A 17,366-nucleotide genomic window follows, 5' to 3' on the forward strand; every position below is an offset into this window, starting at 1 on the left:
GCACAGCACCGCCGCAGACGGAACATACTCCATAACGGCGAACGTCGGAACCACGATCACGATAACCAACGTCGTAAAGAGCTACTACAGCCTGGCATCGGGAACGATACCGGCGTCGTACACCGCAGCGGCCTCCAACGTCAACTTCACCATGAAACAGGATACCTTCACAGTGTCCGGCAAGGTGTCCGTTGACGGAACCGGTACAGCCCTAAGCGGAGTGTTTATCTACCTAAACGGATCACCATCGCACAGCACCGCCGCAGACGGAACATACTCCATAACGGCGAACGTCGGAACCACGATCACGATAACCAACGTCGTAAAGAGCTACTACAGCCTGGCATCGGGAACGATACCGGCGTCGTACACCGCATCTGCCTCCAACGTCAACTTTACCATGAAGTTTGACTCCGAAACAGTTTTAGTTTCAGGCAAGGTGACTATTGATGGAACCAACACCGGCCTCGGCGGGGTGACCATAACATGCGCAAACGCCCTGGAAACCTCATTTACTACGGCGGCGGACGGTACATACACCGTAACGGCGCAGAAAGGGTCCGGGGTCCTGATAACCGGCATTATCAAGGATGGATATACGCTGGTATCTGGAAAAGTACCGGCAGGTTACTACTTTGTATCGACATCAGACGTCAACTTCACCATGAAGCAGGACAACAGCATCTTCACGGTATCCGGCAGGGTGACCGTTGACGGAACTTCAACCGGCCTGAGTGGGGTAGACATATACTGCACTGGAGGACTTGCCAACATCGTAACCACAGCGGTGGATGGCACATACTCTATAACCGCATACACAGGATCAACACTCACAATAAACGGTGTCACAAAAGCTGGCTATGTCAGGGCATCTGGAACTGCGCCTGCATCATACACAGCGTCGGCCTCCAATGTCGACTTCACCATGAAGCAGGGTGCCTTCTCAGTATCCGGTAAGGTGACCGTAGACGGAACCTCCACAGGTATAAGCGGAGTGACGATCACATGCACAGGGGCCTTGGCAACATCATACACCACAGGCGCAGACGGCGCATACATCATACTGGCGAATACGGATTCAGCAATAGTGATAACCGGCGTCTCGAAGGCGGGTTACACATTGGCGTCTGGAAAGATACCGTCGGTGTCGTACACAACAACGGCCAACGTCAACTATATCAATGTCAACTTCACCATGAAGCAGGGCACACCAGGTTACGATTATATCAATGTGGACGGAAGCCCAGGCATCCATGACGCAAAAGTGTTGGATCAAAGTTATTTCAACAATATGCTCCTATCAACTGGACGCTATGAACTGAGCGGGGCCGACGCGGCGGCCACGGACGGATGGTACTATGTTGCCAAGAGCATATTGCTCAACGGCACACTCACCATCTCAGGGAATGTCAGCATCATCATCGCCGACGGCTGCGTACTGCAGACCGACGGCGTAGACATCGGCGCCGGCAGAACCCTGGCGATCTATTCAGAGACTAAAACAGGTACCATAGGCAAATTAGAGAGGATCAACAGTAACGGAAATGTCATACGGTTCGGAACCGGCAGTAATCTCGTAAACACTGCACACATTATCAGCACCGTCGGCACCAGCATCTATTCCGTTTCCGGCAATGCGAGGATCACCAATGGCGCCACAGGCATCATCCAAGGCGGGACCGGAAGTGACTGCATCCGGCTCGAAAACGGCGGCAGGATTGACAACTACGGCAGCATCACCAGCAGCGGTCAGAGTGCCATTCGTACCGTCGGCGGCATCAATACACTCAACAACTACAGCACCGGCCTGATAAACGGTCCGACCGCCGGCATAATCATGGAGGCATCAACCAGCGTGAACAGCATCACAAACGAGGGTAAAATTGCCGGCAATACCGCCATCGGCGTCAACACCCCGAGTAACTCCTGGGGGACTATTATCACAAACAGAAACGGCGGCACGATCTCAGGCGGAACATCAGGCATCAGCTATTTCGGCGCCGGCAATATCGAGATAAACAACGGATCCGGCAGCACGATTTCCGGAAAGTGCAACGGTATCGATGTCATATTCGGCAGCGGCGTCAGGATCTACAACTCCGGCATGATTGAAACCGAAGGGTCTGTGGTCACTTCGCCCAGCACAGGCTACGGAATCTATGCCTCAGTTCTCTGTCATGTGACCAATTATGCCGCAGGCGAGATCAAAGGCTACCGCGCCGGCATATACATCGATAGCGGCGTCATAACCAACAGCGGCAAGATCATAGCCACATACGGCGGTGCCGTCACCGGGAACGAGATCGGTGCCGGCATAAGGGTCGCCAGCGGAGCCGTGACTATAACCAACAACACTGCCGCCGGCGGCGCGGGCCTTATACAAGGGAAGAATTACGGCATATACAGCAACGCAGTCTCTGCCAATAGTTTCATCATTGACAACACTGGCACGATCGAGGGCGTGAATATAAGCAACATCTATACCTTGCGTAATGTAGCATTCATCTAACGATGCCGGCGGCGATACTGCGCTGCAGAACAGCAGAAAAAAGGTGAATAAACGATTTCTCATCATCAGGGGGTCCGCCTCCTGAAACTTCCCTTTTCTTTCCATTTATTCCTCAACAAAAAGTTGGCCTTATCTAGATGTGCCTTTATGCGGTTTGCAGTGACAAAGAACTCTGATATGCCTGTTTGTTATTGCGGCAGGAGGCAAGAAGGAAATGAAAAAACGCAGGCTCGGACACATAAGAAAGTTATATATACATGTGGTACAACCATTTTGTACAATAATTTCCTTATTATGTTATTTGAAAACATGCTGGCTACACCCTGATTTTATGTTTGGTTCTGACAAAGCTATTAATATGACCACTGAATCCCCGTCTTATTCGGATCATGGAGGATTCTGATGGCAGCAGCAAAAAGAGCTAAAGGGACCGCAGGCCGCAAGGTCAAGGACAAATGGAAGGCAAAGGAATGGTACAACGTACACGCTCCTAAAATGTTCAATGAGATGGTGATCGGGGAGACCCCGGCGGCAGACCCGGAACTTCTCATCGGAAGGACGGCGGAGGTCACTGTGCAGGACCTCACCGGAGACTTTTCCAAGATGCACATAAAACTGAAGTTCAAGATAACCGGAGCTGATGGGCATGAGGCAAAGACCGCATTCATCGGTCATGATCTCACAAGCGACTATGTCAGAAGGCTCACCCGCAGAAAGAAGACTAAGACGGATCACGTTGTGGATGTCGTTACTTTCGACCACTACCATGTGAGGATAAAGACAATGTCCATTGCCGAGAGGCGCATACAGTCCTCACAGGAAGAGGGAATGAGACAGATAATCGGGATCACCCTCGTCCAGATGGCCGAGAAGATGACCCTTTCCGACATAGTCAAAGCGGTCATATCGGGAGACCTCGCAAAGGATATCTCAAAGGCATGCCGCATCGTGATCCCCATCAAGAGATTGGAGATCCGTAAGACAGAGGTCCTGAAGATCGGAGACGGAGAGCCGGAATCCATTATAGAAGAGAAACCTGCGCCCGCACCCGCACCCGCAGACGCTGCAGAAACCGAACAGGAAGCTGAGCCAGAGGAAGCGGCCGTTGAGGAAACACCCGCTGAAGAGGCGGATGAGGAAGCGGCGGCAGAAGATGCTGATGCTGAAGAGGCAGACGCTGAAGATGCCGAAGACACTGATGCTGAAGAGGCGGATGAGGAAGAGGCTGACGCTGAAGAGGCTGACGCTGAGGAAACACCCGCTGAAGAGGCGGACGCCGAGAACCCCGAAGAAAGCCCAGACCAGGAATGATCGTCGATCATCCAGAGTCCTCCAAAACTTATTAAGCAGAAACCTATTCCCAACCAAACCAACTTATGCCGAGGTGGCTCAGCCTGGTGGAGCGTCGGACTCATAGGGTTCTGGTCAACAGGCCTCTTCCAGGGAAATCCGAAGGTCGCGGGTTCGAAACCCGTCCTCGGCACTCCTATTACTTCTGACAAGTTCTTTTTCCGATCCCTTGTGGATATCAGGCACAAGTATGCTAACTGTACTCTCTGCCTTATATTTGCCACAAGGAAGATCTCTACAGCATGATGTCAATAACAGTATCTCCGGAAGCGGAAATTATCAAAGACACGATATCGGACATGATCGAGATCAGTAAGATCGATCATTACGTCCTCGTGGAAGCCTTATGCGCATTGGTGATCGAATTCGCCGATCATCATATGGAACAAAGCGCAGAGTACGCAGAACTCCGGCGTAAGATCAGGCAAAATCCAAAGAACAGCTGAACACAAACCCCGGCTGACCCAGATATGCTCCTTTCGCTCCTTTTTTGCTTCTGGGTCAGCCGGGGCGCACCGCATAAGAGTATATTAGGCTGCAATCGTTACGCTCTTCTATGGTAAAGGGCATAGTTATTGATGAATTCAGATGCGACGGCTGCGGACTGTGCGTCGCGGCCTGCCACGAAGGGGCGCTGGCGATCATTGACGGCAAGGCCAGGATGATAAGGGAGGATTTCTGTGACGGCCTGGGCGACTGCCTGCCGGTATGCCCCCAGGGAGCGATATCTTTCATTGAATTATGCGGATGCGAGACCCCTCAGATCATCATGCCTGGAACACAGCCATCCTCACGGCCGCCGGCGAACCCTGTCCAGCCGGGCCCCGGCAGCGGTGAGCTGAGGCAGTGGCCGGTGAAGCTGAAACTGGTCTCGGCCGTTTCCCCTATTTTCAAAGGAGCAGACATCCTGCTGGCGGCCGATTGTTCCGCTTTCGCATACTCAAAAATGCATGAGGACCTCATCAGAGGGAGAGCGGTAGCGATATGCTGCCCGAAGTTCGATGCGGGTTATGAAGAAAAGCTCATCGAGATACTGTCTAACAATGATCCGAAGAGCCTGACCGTGGTAAGGATGACCGTGCCGTGCTGTTCCCTTGACGGAGCGGTCCGCAGCGCCGTCAAAAGGTCGGGGAAGAACGTGCCGCTGAGGATCCTGACGATCGATCAAAGAGGATGCGTCACAGAAAGTATACTGCGAACATTAGTGCATGCTGGGTAAGAACATGAGGACAATCATCTATAACGGAAAAGGAGGTGTCGGAAAAACATCTGTCGCAGCGGCGACCGCACGCAAATGCGCAAAGATGGGACACCGCACGATAATAATGAGCGTGGACGCCGCCCATTCCCTCGGCGACTCCCTTGATGTGAAGCTTTCTTCCGAGATCGTCAATGTCGAGGAGAATCTCGACGCCCTGGAATTGAACATAATCCATGAGATGAGGACGAAATGGTCCACCTTAAAGGACTACATATCCGCGTTCATGATGTCCCAGGGCGTCGAAGACATCACAGCGGAGGAGATGGCGATAATGCCGGGGATGGAGATGGCGGCGGCCCTCTTTTATGTGCTTCAGTTCAAGGACAAAGGGGAATACGACGTTGTGATCATAGACACGCCGCCGACAGGCGAGACCCTGAGGCTGCTCAGTTTCCCGGATGTCTCGAACTGGTATATCGACAAACTCTTCGGGCTGATGAAGAGGATGGTCTCCGTTGCAAGGATGACGGTAGGAAAGGTGATGGACCTGCCGCTGCCATCCAAGGAGGTGATCAACAGCATAGAGGACCTGAAGAATGACATGGAAAGGGCAAAGAAGGTGCTGGAGGACTCGGAGAACACCTCGATAAGGCTGGTCCTCAACCCGGAGAGGATGCCTATAAACGAGACAATGCGCTCCTATACCTACCTCTGCCTTTACAACAAGACGGTGGAGTGTCTTATAGTGAACAAGGTCCTGCCGCCGGATGTGGACGGCGCCTTCATGAAGAAGAAGCTTGGGGAGCAGGAAGGCTACATGAAATTGATACATGAGGTCTTCGATCCCCTGAAGATACTGTACGCATACCAGCTTCGGACGGAACTCAGAGGGAGCGAGAACCTTGACGAGATGGCGGACATGATCTTCGGGGACTCCGATCCGGCAGAGGTATACGCGAGGACAAGCCCCATGCACTTTGAGACCGAGGACGGTGTCGACAAGCTGTACATCAAAATGCCCTTCACGGAGAAGGACGACATCGAGCTATTCAGAGGGAACAACAATTCCGTGATAATCAAAGTCGGGGACCACAAGAGAACGGTCGCCCTGCCGATGACGCTTAGCGATGCGGAGATGCTCGGCGCTGAGTTCGACGAAGAGGATCTCATCGTAAAGTTCAGGAGAACAAGATAAAACATCGAACTGTCAAAAGAACAAACTGTTTAAGAAACATGACCGCCCTTTGGTATTCATAAAGACCGCGGAAAGCGGAGGGGTCAGAAATGAGTGAAAAAGATAAGAGTTACATAGATCCCGAATTGGAGAAGTTCATCAGGGAGAACAAGGAGATGCTGGAGAGGCTCTTCAGAGATGAGATGATCACCATGAGGAGGTTCTGCAAAGGGGAGAAGGACCTCTTCGAAGAAACGTTCCGTGAGGAGCGGAAAAAAGCGGAGGAGTTCGCCGACGAGCAGAGAAAGAAGGCCAAGGAGGCCGCACAGGGCATGTTCAACGCATTCACAGACCCAGAGGTTCAAAAGCACTTCATGGCCATGGGGATGGAATTCATGATGACAGTGGGCGCTCTTATGAGCGCAATGCCGTTCCCGGACTGCTTCAAGGACATGGCGGACAAGGCCGAAGAGGCAAGGAAGAACGCATCCGAGAATTTCTCCAAAGCAAACGCCGGCCGCGGAAGCGGGTCAAAGCCTGCGGCGCCCGAGAAGATAGATATAGAATCCGCGCCGAAGAAGACCTCTTCGGCGAAGAAAGGAAAGACCAGCGATTGAGATGGAGCTCACAGACGGCACGGCCGCGGTCAGAGCGGCAAGGCGCTATGCGGAGGCCGAGACCAGGAAAGGGGCCGCCGAGGTATCTCTCCCCGAAGGGTTCTCCGAGAAGAAAGGGGTGTTCGTGACAATATCTGAATACCCGTCAGGAGACCTGAGAGGGTGCATAGGGTACCCCGAACCGGTATTTCCGCTGAAGGACGCGCTCAGATTATCGGCGCAGGCCGCATGCCACGATCCGAGGTTCGAGGACCTAACCTTCGACGAAACGAAAGAATGTACGTTCGAGGTGACGATCCTGACCGTTCCTCAAAAAGTTCAATACGGAGCGCCGGAAGAGCTTCTGTCAAAGATAGTCGTCGGCAGGGACGGTCTGATACTCTCTCACAGGGGAAGAAGAGGTCTCCTGCTTCCGCAGGTCCCTTCGGAATTCGGATGGGGCGCCGAGGAATTCCTGAAGCATCTGTCGATGAAGGCCGGACTCAGTCCCAATGCCTGGAAGGAGCCCGGTGCGGTAATAGAATCTTTCTGCGGAGAGATATTCGCGGAAACGTCGCCCAACGGAGAGGTCGTAAGGAAGTGATGTCCTGAGTTTCGATCTTGTCGTATGCGGAAGGGCGTTCGTGGGAGGGGAGATAAAATACTCGGAGATAGGGATCGCCAACGGAAGGATATCCGCAGTAAGAAGCTCGGTCAGCGGAGGAGAAAGAAGGATCGATGTGCCCGGCGGGGTGATATTTCCCGGGTTTGTAGATCCCCATGTCCATTTCAGGGATCCCGGGATGACCGAGAAGGAGGATTTCCTATCCGGCACAAGCGCGGCGGTCCACGGAGGGGTCACATGCGTGCTGGATATGCCCAACACGATCCCGCCCGTGACGGATGTGAACTCGCTGCTGGAAAAGAAGGACCGCGTCAAAGGAAGGGCGTATGCAGACTACGGGCTTTTCGCCGCCGTTACGCCGGGCTGCAATGCGGGCATGATGGCGCCGCTGGTCCCGGGGTTCAAGCTTTTCATGGGTTCGACCACCGGAAAGATACTTTTGAATGACGATGCGGAGATCGTTCCCGCGCTTAACGATATACTCAGAACAGGGAAAAGGGTGAGCGTGCATGCGGAGGATGACGGCATGATCCTCAGGGAACAGGAGAAGAACTGCACGGACCATCTCCGTAACCGCCCGTTAGAGGCGGAGATCAGTGCTCTCAGAAGGCTGTCTCGCTTCAAGGGAATGAGGATCAACATATGCCATAACACCAATGCGGAAAGCGTGGCGATGGCGAACGAGCTGGGTTTCACCACCGAGGTGGCCCTGCATCATCTTTTCTTCGAACATGATAAATTCTCATCATCGGAGTACAAAGTGAATCCTCCGATAAGGAGTGCCGCCGTAAGGGACAAGCTCTATAAGGCTTTCTTAGACGGGAAGATATCTATGTTCGGCAGCGACCACGCCCCCCACACGGTATCGGACAAATCTTCGGATTTCGATTCGGCGCCGAGCGGGATACCGGGCGTCGAGACCACGATCCCAATAGTGATGAATATGGTAAGAAAGAACATCATCTCCCTGGCTCAGGGGGTGTCCATGGGCTCGGAAGTACCGGCCGCGTCCTTCGGGATGAGAAAAGGAAGGATCGAAGAAGGATATGACGCAGACCTTTCGGTCTTTGACATGAGGAATTTCACCTGCATAGACGTAAGAAAACTTCATAGCAAGGCCGGTCACTCGCCATATGGCGGCTGGGAGGCGGTCTTCCCCGAAACGGTTATGGTGGGAGGGGAGATCCAGATAAAGGATGGAGAATTCTGCGGAGACAGGATCGGGAAGGATATTTATGGCGGAAATCAAGGTTGATTATTCGGAATTGTTCGGGAAGAAGGCCGAGTGCCCGGAAGGCTGCGGGCTGTGCTGTCTCTGCCAGCCAGAGGTCCTCGCCGAAGAGAGGCACTTCTTTGAGAAGGACCACTCAAAGGCTCTGGTAAAAAGCAAAGGCCCGGAGCCGTATCTCGCGCTCGCGCTGAAGAAGGGCAGAGGCTCCTGCGTTTTCCTCAACGGACGGAAATGCGACGTCTACGTCAACCGGCCCACATACTGCAGGCAGTTCCCTTACCACATACACGTGGGGGACAGGGTCAAGGTAGAGCTGGATCTTTCATGCAGAGGCGTCTGGACCGGAAAGGGGCCGGACGCTGAGGCGGAAGCAAAGGATATCATACTCAAAGCGGACGGCAGGATAAAGAGGGCGGTGAAAGAGGCCGGAGATGTCTATAACGAATTCTACCACAACTGCAAAGAGGCAGGCGTGATGGGGGACCCGTCTGAAATAAGGGCGTCCGTAAGCAGGAACTTGGACGGGTTCACCCGCCTTCCTTTCATAAGCAAAGTTATGGAGATGACCATGATGGAACCAGTCATGACCCTCGAAGACGTCAAAGAGGAACAGGCGGACCCGGAAGAGCTCAGCGAGGCCGCCATGGAGGCCGCCATGGAATCTATGGCCACCGACGACCCAGTCAACGCACCTGTATACTGCGATGAGGGCTGGAACTGGAACATCTTCCTTGCGGACAGCGCATCCGGAAAGATAGATTGGATGGTCCTCGATGAAGAAGGGGACCTGATGAAGAAAGGCTCCGTAAAGGCATCGGAGATCAAGATAAAACCCTTAGAGCCAGGAGGAGAAGAGGTCCTGAAAGAATACATCTCGATCCTCAACCAAAGGGACAGCTTCCTGGGTAATGTGTTCAGCCTCATGGACGCCACCGGCTATGAGGATGATATGGCGAACGCATATTACGGGTGCCTTTCGACCACGATACTGGATCTTCTGTGGAGAGCGTCCATGCTGGATCATTTCATGGAGACAGGCATGGGCGGAAGGGGGATAAGGGAAGCGATAATCTTCTTCGACATGGACCGGCTCGACGCCCCCACCATCGGAGCCTTCGTCTGATCGATCCCGGTGATCGGCCCCCCGGCAAGTGTCAGCAGCACGATCCGGATATTGTTCCGGCGTTATCGCTTTTCGGCGCGCAGCCGTCGAATCTCCCGAAATGCACGGAACGGTCGCCGGTCACCCTGAACGCTTTGCCGTAACGTGTGCGCGAGAGCATGGACGCCGTGTTCCCGCATACGAGCATCGGTTTGTTCGTGAAGAACCGGTGGTGGTCGTCAAGATCGAAGAAATGAGGATGACTGGGTATGCTGCCGTCATACGTGGCCGTTTGCCCATAGTCCTCGCATATATCTTCCAGATCATCAAGCTTGAAGGCCCTCACAGTCCGTGATGAGAAGTTCGCAAAGCCCATTTTATCCTTGATCTCCCCCTCGGAGAACTCAATGCCGCGGACGTTCGTATAACGGAAATCGGCCCAGCCGACCTTCGTCACGAGCCTGCGGAAATCTTCTGTGTACATCACGCCGCCCAGACACTCTCCGCGCAATAACGGGTCAGCCGCCAATGACTCTGGAATGCGCCGGTCAGCGAAGATATCTGAAAAGAACAGCTCGCCGCCCGGCCTGAGGATGCGGTATATCTCTTTGAATACTTGCTCTTTGGAGGGAGAGAGGTTTATGACGCAATTGGAAATGACAACATCGACGCTTTCATCCTCCACGCCGAGCGATCCCAGGTCTTCGATGTATCCTCGCGCGAACCTTACGTTCGAGGTCTTGAAACCGAAACGCTGACGCTGCTCCTCCTGATACCTGACAGCGGTCCCGATCTGCTCCTCCGTCATGTCCACCCCTATCACGCGTCCGGACTCTCCCACCAGTTTGGATGCAATGTACACATCCCTTCCGGTCCCGCAGCCCAGATCGAGTACGGTCATCCCTTCCAGCAGCGGAGGCAGAGGAGAACCGCAGCCATAAAATTTATTCAGTATCTCGTCCGCGATCATAGGCAGAACATCTTTGATCTCCGCCGGAGGACTCCCCGTGCAGCAGCATGTGCTGGTCTTGAGATCGTCTCTGTTCTGCAGTTTCTTGCCGTAATATTCCTTCACCTGGTTGATTATTTCATCCATATTTTCCACCTTTACTGATTCATTATATTCTGGACCTCTTACCGGAGCAACAACCGCTAATCCCGGTGTCTCCCGCAAGTTCTTTTTTACGGCAGATGCAATCGGGTTTCGCCGTAGTGATCTCTTCTAAAAATGCTCGGAAATCTCTAATGGCATCCTCATTCTGTGAATAATATGTCCATTTACCCTCTCTGCGCCCGTTCACCAGGCCGCATCCGCAGAGGATGTTCATATGATGCGAAAGCGTCGGCTGCGTTATCCCGAACTTGCACAGGATCTCGCAGGCGCAAAGTTCTCCGCAGGAGAGCATATCCATGATCATCAGCCTGTTCGGGTCTGAGAGCGCTTTGAAGAGCCGGGAATGTCCTCGGTATCTGTCGTTCATGTATCATATCATATAGATTACTATCTATTTATATGATGCACAACGCAGACCGCAGCGGGCATGATGCGGGGGTCATTCGGTCTGTCAAAAAGCTGTCCGCGCACCTTCGGACCCTGCCGCCACCCTTTAAAACAAAAACAAATAAACACGATACTTTCAAATACTGTTTCCTTTATGAAGCCTTAGTGGGATAAATGATCAAACCATTGTCTGTTCTCAGTCAGTCGACGAACAAGAACGTGATCGTCGAGCTGAAAGGAAAGCGAGAGTATCGGGGCGTACTAGACGGATACGACCCTCATATGAACGTAGTGCTGAAGAACGCAGAGGAGTTCCACAACGGAGAATCGGTAAGAAAGATCAGTTTGGTCATTGTCCGCGGGGACAACGTAATATACATTTCACCATAAGGAGATACAGATCATGGGAACAGGAACACCGGCACAGGGAAGGCACAACAAATACAAGACCCACATACCCTGCCGCAGATGCGGGAAACACTCGTATCATGCGAGAAGAGGGGTCTGCGCCTCATGCGGCTACGGAAAGACCGCAAAAATAAGATCCTACAACTGGGCCAAAGCCCGCGACTAAGGATGTATATGTCGGGGCCTAAGCACAGTTGCGGAGTGGCAGGTGTAGCCGCCGCCCATAGTGTCGTATCGGCTTTGCAGAAGTCCCTCATGATAATCCAGCACCGCGGCCAGGAGAGCGCCGGAATAACGGTTTTCAATAACGGCGAACTGCAGACGGTCAAGGACAACGGTCTCGTCCAGTTCGTGCTGTCCAACGAAAAGATAGCGCACCTCAGCGGCAATGTCGGCGTCGGCCATGTGAGATATCCAACTGCGGGTTCGAAGAGCGTTCTGAACGCTCAGCCGCTGACCGTCACCATGAGTTTCGGGACGGTTGCCGTTGCGCACAACGGGGACATCACCAACTACGATGATCTCAAAGAGAAGTATCTGGCGACAGGGACCTCATTCCTTACGGAATCCGACAGCGAACTGGTGACGAAGGTCCTCGGCAAGTACATGACCCAGCACAATGACCCGGTAAAGGCGATGAAAAGCATGATGGGAGAGCTGGAAGGTTCCTTCGCACTTGTAATATTGATAAACGACAGGCTGTTCGGGATCAGGGACCCGTACGGGCTCATGCCGCTCTGCATAGGCGAGATCGATGAAGGACACATCGTTGTTTCCGAGAGCGCCGCCATAGACGCGCTGAACGGAACGTTCATAAGAGACGTTACCCCCGGAGAGATAATCGAGGTGATGCACGACCATTTCATACCGTATCAGGGTGTTTCCCACAAACACCGGGCGCATTGTATGTTCGAGTGGGTGTACTTCGCAAGACCCGATTCCGTGATAGACGGGAGGGAGGTCTATGACGTAAGGAAAAAGATCGGGGAGATCCTCGCGAAGGAATGCCCCGCCGACGTCGATATGATCATGCCGATACCAGATTCCGGGCGCGCGCATGCCATAGGGTTCTCCATATCATCCGGCATACCGTATGAGGAAGGGTTCATGAAGAACCGTTTTGCCGAAAGGACATTCATACTCCCGGACCAGAAGGAAAGGGAGCTGGCAGTCTCGATGAAAATGAACCCCATCAAAAGCACCGTCGAAGGCAAACGCATGGTGATAGTCGACGACAGCATAGTCAGAGGCACCACCCTTAAGAAACTGGTCTCAATGCTCAGGAAAGCAGGGGCTAAAGAGGTACATGTCCGCGTGGGAAGCCCGCCCGTCGTCGCTCCGTGCTATTACGGGGTGGATATGAGATCAAGGGAGCAGTTCGTAGCCAACGGCCGCACCGCGGAAGAGGTCTGCGACATACTGGGGGCGGACAGCCTGGGGTACATAAGCATAGAAGGGCTCATAGAAGCGATCGGCAAACCGGAGGGGGACCTCTGTCTGGCGTGCGTGAACGGAAGATACCCGACCCGCATACCCGGCGAGGTGCAGAGATTCCAGTCCACTCTGAGATCCGAATTCTGATCACCGCCTCGCATGTTAATACGGAAGGTTTGGCATAAGCGCCAATGACCGCGGCGGCCGATACGATATTGCGAAGATTTTATAGGTTAAAGTTCCATTGCCGCCATTATCTTATGAAAAGAAGAACAGGTACGATCGTCACAGGAGTAAGACTGCCCTTCATCTCGCAAGGGGATGACCTTGCGGATATTGTTGTGTCAAGCGTTCTCGACGTTGCCAAGATAGAAGACAGCGATGTCGTTGCGATAACAGAAAGCATAGTGGCAATATCGCAAGGGAACTTTGCCCCCCTTGATTCGATAGCTGAGGATGTGGAGTCAAAGTTCGGCAAAGACAAGCACATAGGGGTCGTGTTCCCGATAATGTCAAGGAACAGGTTCGCACAGATCCTCAGAGGCATCTCGAGAGGTGCGAAGAAGATAACGGTGCTCCTGAATTATCCCCAGGATGAGGTCGGAAATCCCATCATGGACCTTAAAAAGTGGAATCCCTACAGCTATTCTCCCGGCGGAGAGCAGTTCACCGGCAAGGAGTTCCGGAACAAGTACGGCGAATATGTTCACGAGTTCACCAAGATCGACTACATAGACCTCTACACAAGCCTTAACGACAACATCGAGGTGATACTCAGCAAAGACCCAGCCGCCATATTGAGGCATACCAAGGATGTCATAGCGGCCGATATACACGGCAGGGAGATGACAAAGGACTACCTGCTTAAGAGCGGCGCGAACAAGGTCTTAACGCTTGCTGACCTGCTGAACGAACCGGACAGCATGCGCGGTCACAATGAGAAATACGGGTTATTGGGCTCTAACATGTTTGGTCAGGATAAGGTAAAGCTATTCCCCAGGGATTGCGGCGCGTTCGTTCATAAGGTTCAGGATGAATTCTACAAAAGAACAAAAACGAGGCCGCATGTCATGATCTATGCCGACGGCGCGTTCAGGGATCCGGTATGCGGAATATGGGAATTGGCGGATCCGGTGGTATGCCCCGGCAATACGGAAGGACTCGAGGGTTCTCCCAGTGAAGTGAAGCTTAAAATGGTCGTTGCGGGAGAGAAGGACAAAGAGGCGGCCCTTAAAAGAGCGATGGAGAGTAAAGATCAGGAAACGCTCTCGCTGGGAACGACACCGAGGCAATACAAGGACCTGCTGGGAAGCCTTGCGGACCTGGTGAGCGGAAGCGGAGACAAAGGGACCCCCGTGATCCTGATACAGGGATATTTCGATAATCTGCTGAAAGAATGAGGATATCGGAACGCATTCCCGGCCAAGGCCCGACCGTGCCAATGGCCGCCAGGCGCAGGCTGTGCACAATTGCACATAATCGTGATTATATAATCGCGATTATACGACCGCACAGGCCCTTGATCACATGCCCGATGTTATCCGTCCCGCAGAGACCTGAACATTAGCCGCCTCTCGCATCAGGATTTGCGTTTGATGGACAGCATAAGGACCGCAAATATGAAGAATGCCGCAGTGACCGCAACAAGGATCAGGATGCTCATTTCCGTAGTAACAAGTCCGTCCCCGAATCCGAACTTTACCCCCATATCCAATTCGAACTCCAGCATCTCTTCCGGAGGCATGCCTTCCATGGACATCATCGGCCCCTCCATCATGACCTGTCTGAAAAGAGAGGCAGAGTGCGAAGCTGGGACCATCTTAACCACCGTACCCACCGCCGACGGCAGCACTCCGATCGGAACGAAGACCCCTGTGAGGAAACCTATCATTGTCCCGACGATGGTACTTACCGCAGAGTACGCATTGTTCGAGCTGATGAAAAGCGCCACCACGAACATAATCGCGCTTGAGGAGATGACGGACAGCAGCACCAGCCCCAGGACCTTGGCGAATTGTACGGAGCTCAGGAGCGACCCGCCGTTGTATACGATATAAGCTTCTGCGAAAGTCAGTGCCAGGAGGCTCAAGGCGGTGCACACTATGAAAGTGCTCAGCACGTATCCGCCCACGATCTCATACCTTCTCATGGGCGACACCGTGAGGTCCCGTACGGCGCCCGAGATCTTATCCTGTATCATTATGCCCAGGGCGCCAAGCGATGCGGTCACCGGCACGACCGCCATAAGGCCGGCCATCGCCCAGCTGTCTACGATGGTCCTCGCGCCGGGAATATGTTCGTATGAGGCAGTTATCGTATCGCCTAAGAATAGAAAATAAAGTGCGATGACGATCAATGCGGCAAACATTGAGAACACCACCGCCGTCCTGTCCCGGAAGAAAACCTTCACGTTACGGGATGTGAACAGGATCAGATTAGAGGTCATTCCAGTCCCCCTTCTTCTATTATCTTCACAAAGGCGTCATCCAGAGTGCCGCTGAGAACCTGGATGTTGGCAATGTGCCCTCGGTAGCGGTCTATCAGAGGGAGGGAGTCCATCGTGTGGTCGATCGGTATCGTTATCACGCCCCCTTCTTCGGAAAAGTTCACGCCGTCCGACGTGAGCAGTTCGGAAAGGGGGGACTCCGCCTTAGGAACGATCTTCACTGCGTCCGAGCTGAATTTTTCCTTGAGTTCAGTAGGGGTTCCCTCCGCAGAGATCTTGCCCTTGTCAATTACAACCACATAGTCCGCCCCGGCGGCCTCCTCCATGTAGTGGGTTGTGAGGAAGACGGTCACCCCCTCTTTGTTCTTCAGGTCAAGTATGATCTCCCATACATTATGCCTCGTCTGAGGGTCCAGCCCAGTTGTGGGCTCGTCCAGGAACAGAAGCTTAGGTGTGCTTATCAGCGCCCTAGCGATGTCAGCCCTCCTTTTCTGCCCCCCGGAGAGCTTGCCGTACCTTCTGTCGGCAATATCGGATATCCCTACGGCGTCCATGGCCTTCTGCAACCTCTCCTCGATGGAGTCCGTGTCATAGAGTCTTCCCCTGAACACCAGGTTCTCCCTCACCGTAAGCAAAGGATCCAGCGTGCCTTTCTGGAACACTACTCCGATGTCAGACCTGATCTTATCGTCATCTTCTCCGAGCGAATTCCCGAATATCTTCACAACTCCGCCGTCAGGCTTCAGGAATGTGCAAAGGACATCGATGGTGGTACTCTTCCCCGCGCCGTTCGGGCCGAGGAAGGCAAAGAGCTGCCCGGAGCCCACGGTGAAGGATATGTCATCTACAGCTTTGACGTCGCCGTAGTACTTTTTCAGGCTGGACACCTCTATAGCGTACATATAGAGTAATCCGGGTAATATTTATTAAAGTGGTGCCCGCCGCCGGCTTATTTCCCGCACGTCTTGGCATGCAGCTTGATCTTCTTCACTGCCCAGTCGTAATGGCTGGACGTGGAACTGATGAAATACGCCCCCAGTGTTGTGGTCTTTGTCCATTTGTAGATCCCTTTGGAGAACAGCTCCTCATCCGTATGGGACTCAATGGTCTTCATTATTTCCCCGTGACTTTTTCTGAGCATTTCCTTCGCTGATTCAAGAGGGACATCCTGGTATCTTTTCCAGATCTCCATGTTGAGATCGGGAAGGGTCACCCAAGTGTAGCCTTCTCCGGGTACCGCGGGCATACCGCCTTTCATGGTCCCCTCCTCATACCACCTTTGGACCATCCGGTGCCATTCATAAAGATGGATGAGTACGTCCCTCAAGTTCTTGTCGCGGGTCCAATGCGCCTCCTTCTTATCGGCGGCATCGCCGAAATCGAACGCTTTGTTCTGCACATCATCGGGCATGGAGTCAATAATTTTCCATAGTTTATCAAATTGCTCCGTAGCGGCGCCGATCAGTTCGGCCTTCGTCGTCGGTCTTGGCATGGGTCATCCCGGTTTTTCAAAGGCTGTCGTAATATATCTTTGTTCGCGCCTGCCGGGGATCTGCCGGAGATTAAGCCAAATCTTTAATAATGGCTCTTCGTTCGGAGGACACACGGGCAGGTAGATCAGTTGGAAGATCGCTACCTTGGCATGGTAGAGGCCGCGAGTTCAAATCTCGCCCTGTCCACTTCTACTTTTGTACTGTTTAAGGGCTGAGCGCGAGATATAGGCTGTCTGCGCAACGGTTGCGACGAAGCGCTGCGTTCAAACTTCATAAGGACCCATAGATAGAATCCC

Annotated in this window: 18 protein-coding genes and 2 tRNA genes; 15 read left to right on the top strand and 5 right to left on the bottom strand. The window is 53.2% G+C overall.

What is annotated here, in order from left to right; all coding sequences use genetic code 11:
* The 10 genes from FWG96_06175 to FWG96_06220 form a co-directional block, all read left to right on the top strand.
* Positions 1-2,509, top strand: a 2,509-nt coding sequence (locus tag FWG96_06175) for a hypothetical protein (GenBank protein MCL2032837.1), incomplete at its 5' end; no start/stop codon positions are given.
* A gap of 402 nt (positions 2,510-2,911) precedes the next feature.
* Entirely contained in the window at positions 2,912-3,820 is a 909-nt protein-coding gene (locus tag FWG96_06180) for a 30S ribosomal protein S3ae (GenBank protein ID MCL2032838.1), read from the top strand.
* Between the two features lie 67 nt (positions 3,821-3,887).
* Positions 3,888-3,992 (top strand) — tRNA-Met (locus FWG96_06185).
* Positions 3,993-4,101: 109 nt separating this feature from the next.
* The gene (locus tag FWG96_06190; GenBank protein MCL2032839.1) at positions 4,102-4,305 is read left to right on the top strand and encodes a hypothetical protein; all 204 of its coding nucleotides are present in this window, start codon (positions 4,102-4,104) and stop codon (positions 4,303-4,305) included.
* A 110-nt stretch (positions 4,306-4,415) separates the two neighbouring features.
* Positions 4,416-5,078 carry a 4Fe-4S binding protein gene (locus FWG96_06195; protein ID MCL2032840.1) on the top strand — a complete coding sequence of 221 codons (663 nt, stop codon included), beginning with the start codon at positions 4,416-4,418 and terminating at the stop codon, positions 5,076-5,078.
* Positions 5,079-5,082: 4 nt separating this feature from the next.
* Positions 5,083-6,255, top strand: a complete 1,173-nt coding sequence (locus FWG96_06200) for an ArsA family ATPase (protein ID MCL2032841.1) — start codon at positions 5,083-5,085, stop codon at positions 6,253-6,255.
* Positions 6,256-6,344: 89 nt separating this feature from the next.
* Positions 6,345-6,851, top strand: a complete 507-nt coding sequence (locus tag FWG96_06205) for a hypothetical protein (GenBank protein ID MCL2032842.1) — start codon at positions 6,345-6,347, stop codon at positions 6,849-6,851.
* Position 6,852: 1 nt separating this feature from the next.
* The gene (locus tag FWG96_06210) at positions 6,853-7,434 is read left to right on the top strand and encodes a TIGR00296 family protein (protein MCL2032843.1); all 582 of its coding nucleotides are present in this window, start codon (positions 6,853-6,855) and stop codon (positions 7,432-7,434) included.
* Positions 7,435-7,474: 40 nt separating this feature from the next.
* On the top strand, positions 7,475-8,710 hold the full coding sequence (gene pyrC, locus FWG96_06215; GenBank protein MCL2032844.1) for a dihydroorotase: 1,236 nt from the start codon (positions 7,475-7,477) through the stop codon (positions 8,708-8,710).
* Entirely contained in the window at positions 8,691-9,809 is a 1,119-nt protein-coding gene (locus tag FWG96_06220) for a YkgJ family cysteine cluster protein (protein ID MCL2032845.1), read from the top strand. The genes pyrC and FWG96_06220 overlap by 20 nt, the downstream gene beginning before the upstream one ends.
* Positions 9,810-9,840: 31 nt before the next feature.
* Here FWG96_06220 and FWG96_06225 read toward each other — a convergent pair whose 3' ends face one another.
* Positions 9,841-10,884 (bottom strand): methyltransferase domain-containing protein, encoded by a 1,044-nt coding sequence (locus tag FWG96_06225; GenBank protein MCL2032846.1) that lies wholly within the window; start codon positions 10,882-10,884, stop codon positions 9,841-9,843.
* A gap of 22 nt (positions 10,885-10,906) precedes the next feature.
* Positions 10,907-11,194, bottom strand: a complete 288-nt coding sequence (locus FWG96_06230; protein ID MCL2032847.1) for a metalloregulator ArsR/SmtB family transcription factor — start codon at positions 11,192-11,194, stop codon at positions 10,907-10,909.
* Positions 11,195-11,463: 269 nt separating this feature from the next.
* Between FWG96_06230 and FWG96_06235 the strand changes: the two genes are divergently transcribed.
* From FWG96_06235 to FWG96_06250, 4 genes are all read left to right on the top strand, one after another.
* Positions 11,464-11,679, top strand: a complete 216-nt coding sequence (locus FWG96_06235) for a small nuclear ribonucleoprotein (GenBank protein MCL2032848.1) — start codon at positions 11,464-11,466, stop codon at positions 11,677-11,679.
* A 13-nt stretch (positions 11,680-11,692) separates the two neighbouring features.
* Positions 11,693-11,863 carry a 50S ribosomal protein L37e gene (locus FWG96_06240; GenBank protein MCL2032849.1) on the top strand — a complete coding sequence of 57 codons (171 nt, stop codon included), beginning with the start codon at positions 11,693-11,695 and terminating at the stop codon, positions 11,861-11,863.
* 35 nt (positions 11,864-11,898) lie between these two features.
* A complete protein-coding gene (gene purF, locus FWG96_06245; protein ID MCL2032850.1) occupies positions 11,899-13,278 on the top strand; it encodes an amidophosphoribosyltransferase in 1,380 nt (459 codons plus the stop codon).
* Positions 13,279-13,391: 113 nt separating this feature from the next.
* On the top strand, positions 13,392-14,531 hold the full coding sequence (locus FWG96_06250) for a coenzyme F420-0:L-glutamate ligase (protein ID MCL2032851.1): 1,140 nt from the start codon (positions 13,392-13,394) through the stop codon (positions 14,529-14,531).
* 179 nt (positions 14,532-14,710) lie between these two features.
* On the opposite strand, the gene FWG96_06255 is transcribed toward FWG96_06250, so the two are convergent.
* The 3 genes from FWG96_06255 to FWG96_06265 are packed head-to-tail and all read right to left on the bottom strand — an operon-like array spanning position 14,711 to position 17,069.
* The gene (locus FWG96_06255) at positions 14,711-15,577 is read right to left on the bottom strand and encodes an ABC transporter permease (protein MCL2032852.1); all 867 of its coding nucleotides are present in this window, start codon (positions 15,575-15,577) and stop codon (positions 14,711-14,713) included.
* Entirely contained in the window at positions 15,574-16,479 is a 906-nt protein-coding gene (locus tag FWG96_06260; protein MCL2032853.1) for an ABC transporter ATP-binding protein, read from the bottom strand. Before FWG96_06260 ends, FWG96_06255 begins: the two co-directional genes overlap by 4 nt.
* A 47-nt stretch (positions 16,480-16,526) precedes the next feature.
* Entirely contained in the window at positions 16,527-17,069 is a 543-nt protein-coding gene (locus tag FWG96_06265; protein ID MCL2032854.1) for a ClbS/DfsB family four-helix bundle protein, read from the bottom strand.
* 114 nt (positions 17,070-17,183) lie between these two features.
* On the opposite strand from FWG96_06265, the gene FWG96_06270 reads away from it, so the two are divergent.
* Positions 17,184-17,256: transfer RNA gene (locus FWG96_06270), tRNA-Ala, on the top strand.
* The last annotated feature ends 110 nt before the right edge of the window (positions 17,257-17,366 follow it).

The sequence above is a fragment of the Candidatus Methanoplasma cognatum genome, assembly GCA_009777615.1.
Taxonomy (GTDB): domain Archaea; phylum Thermoplasmatota; class Thermoplasmata; order Methanomassiliicoccales; family Methanomethylophilaceae; genus Methanoplasma; species Methanoplasma cognatum.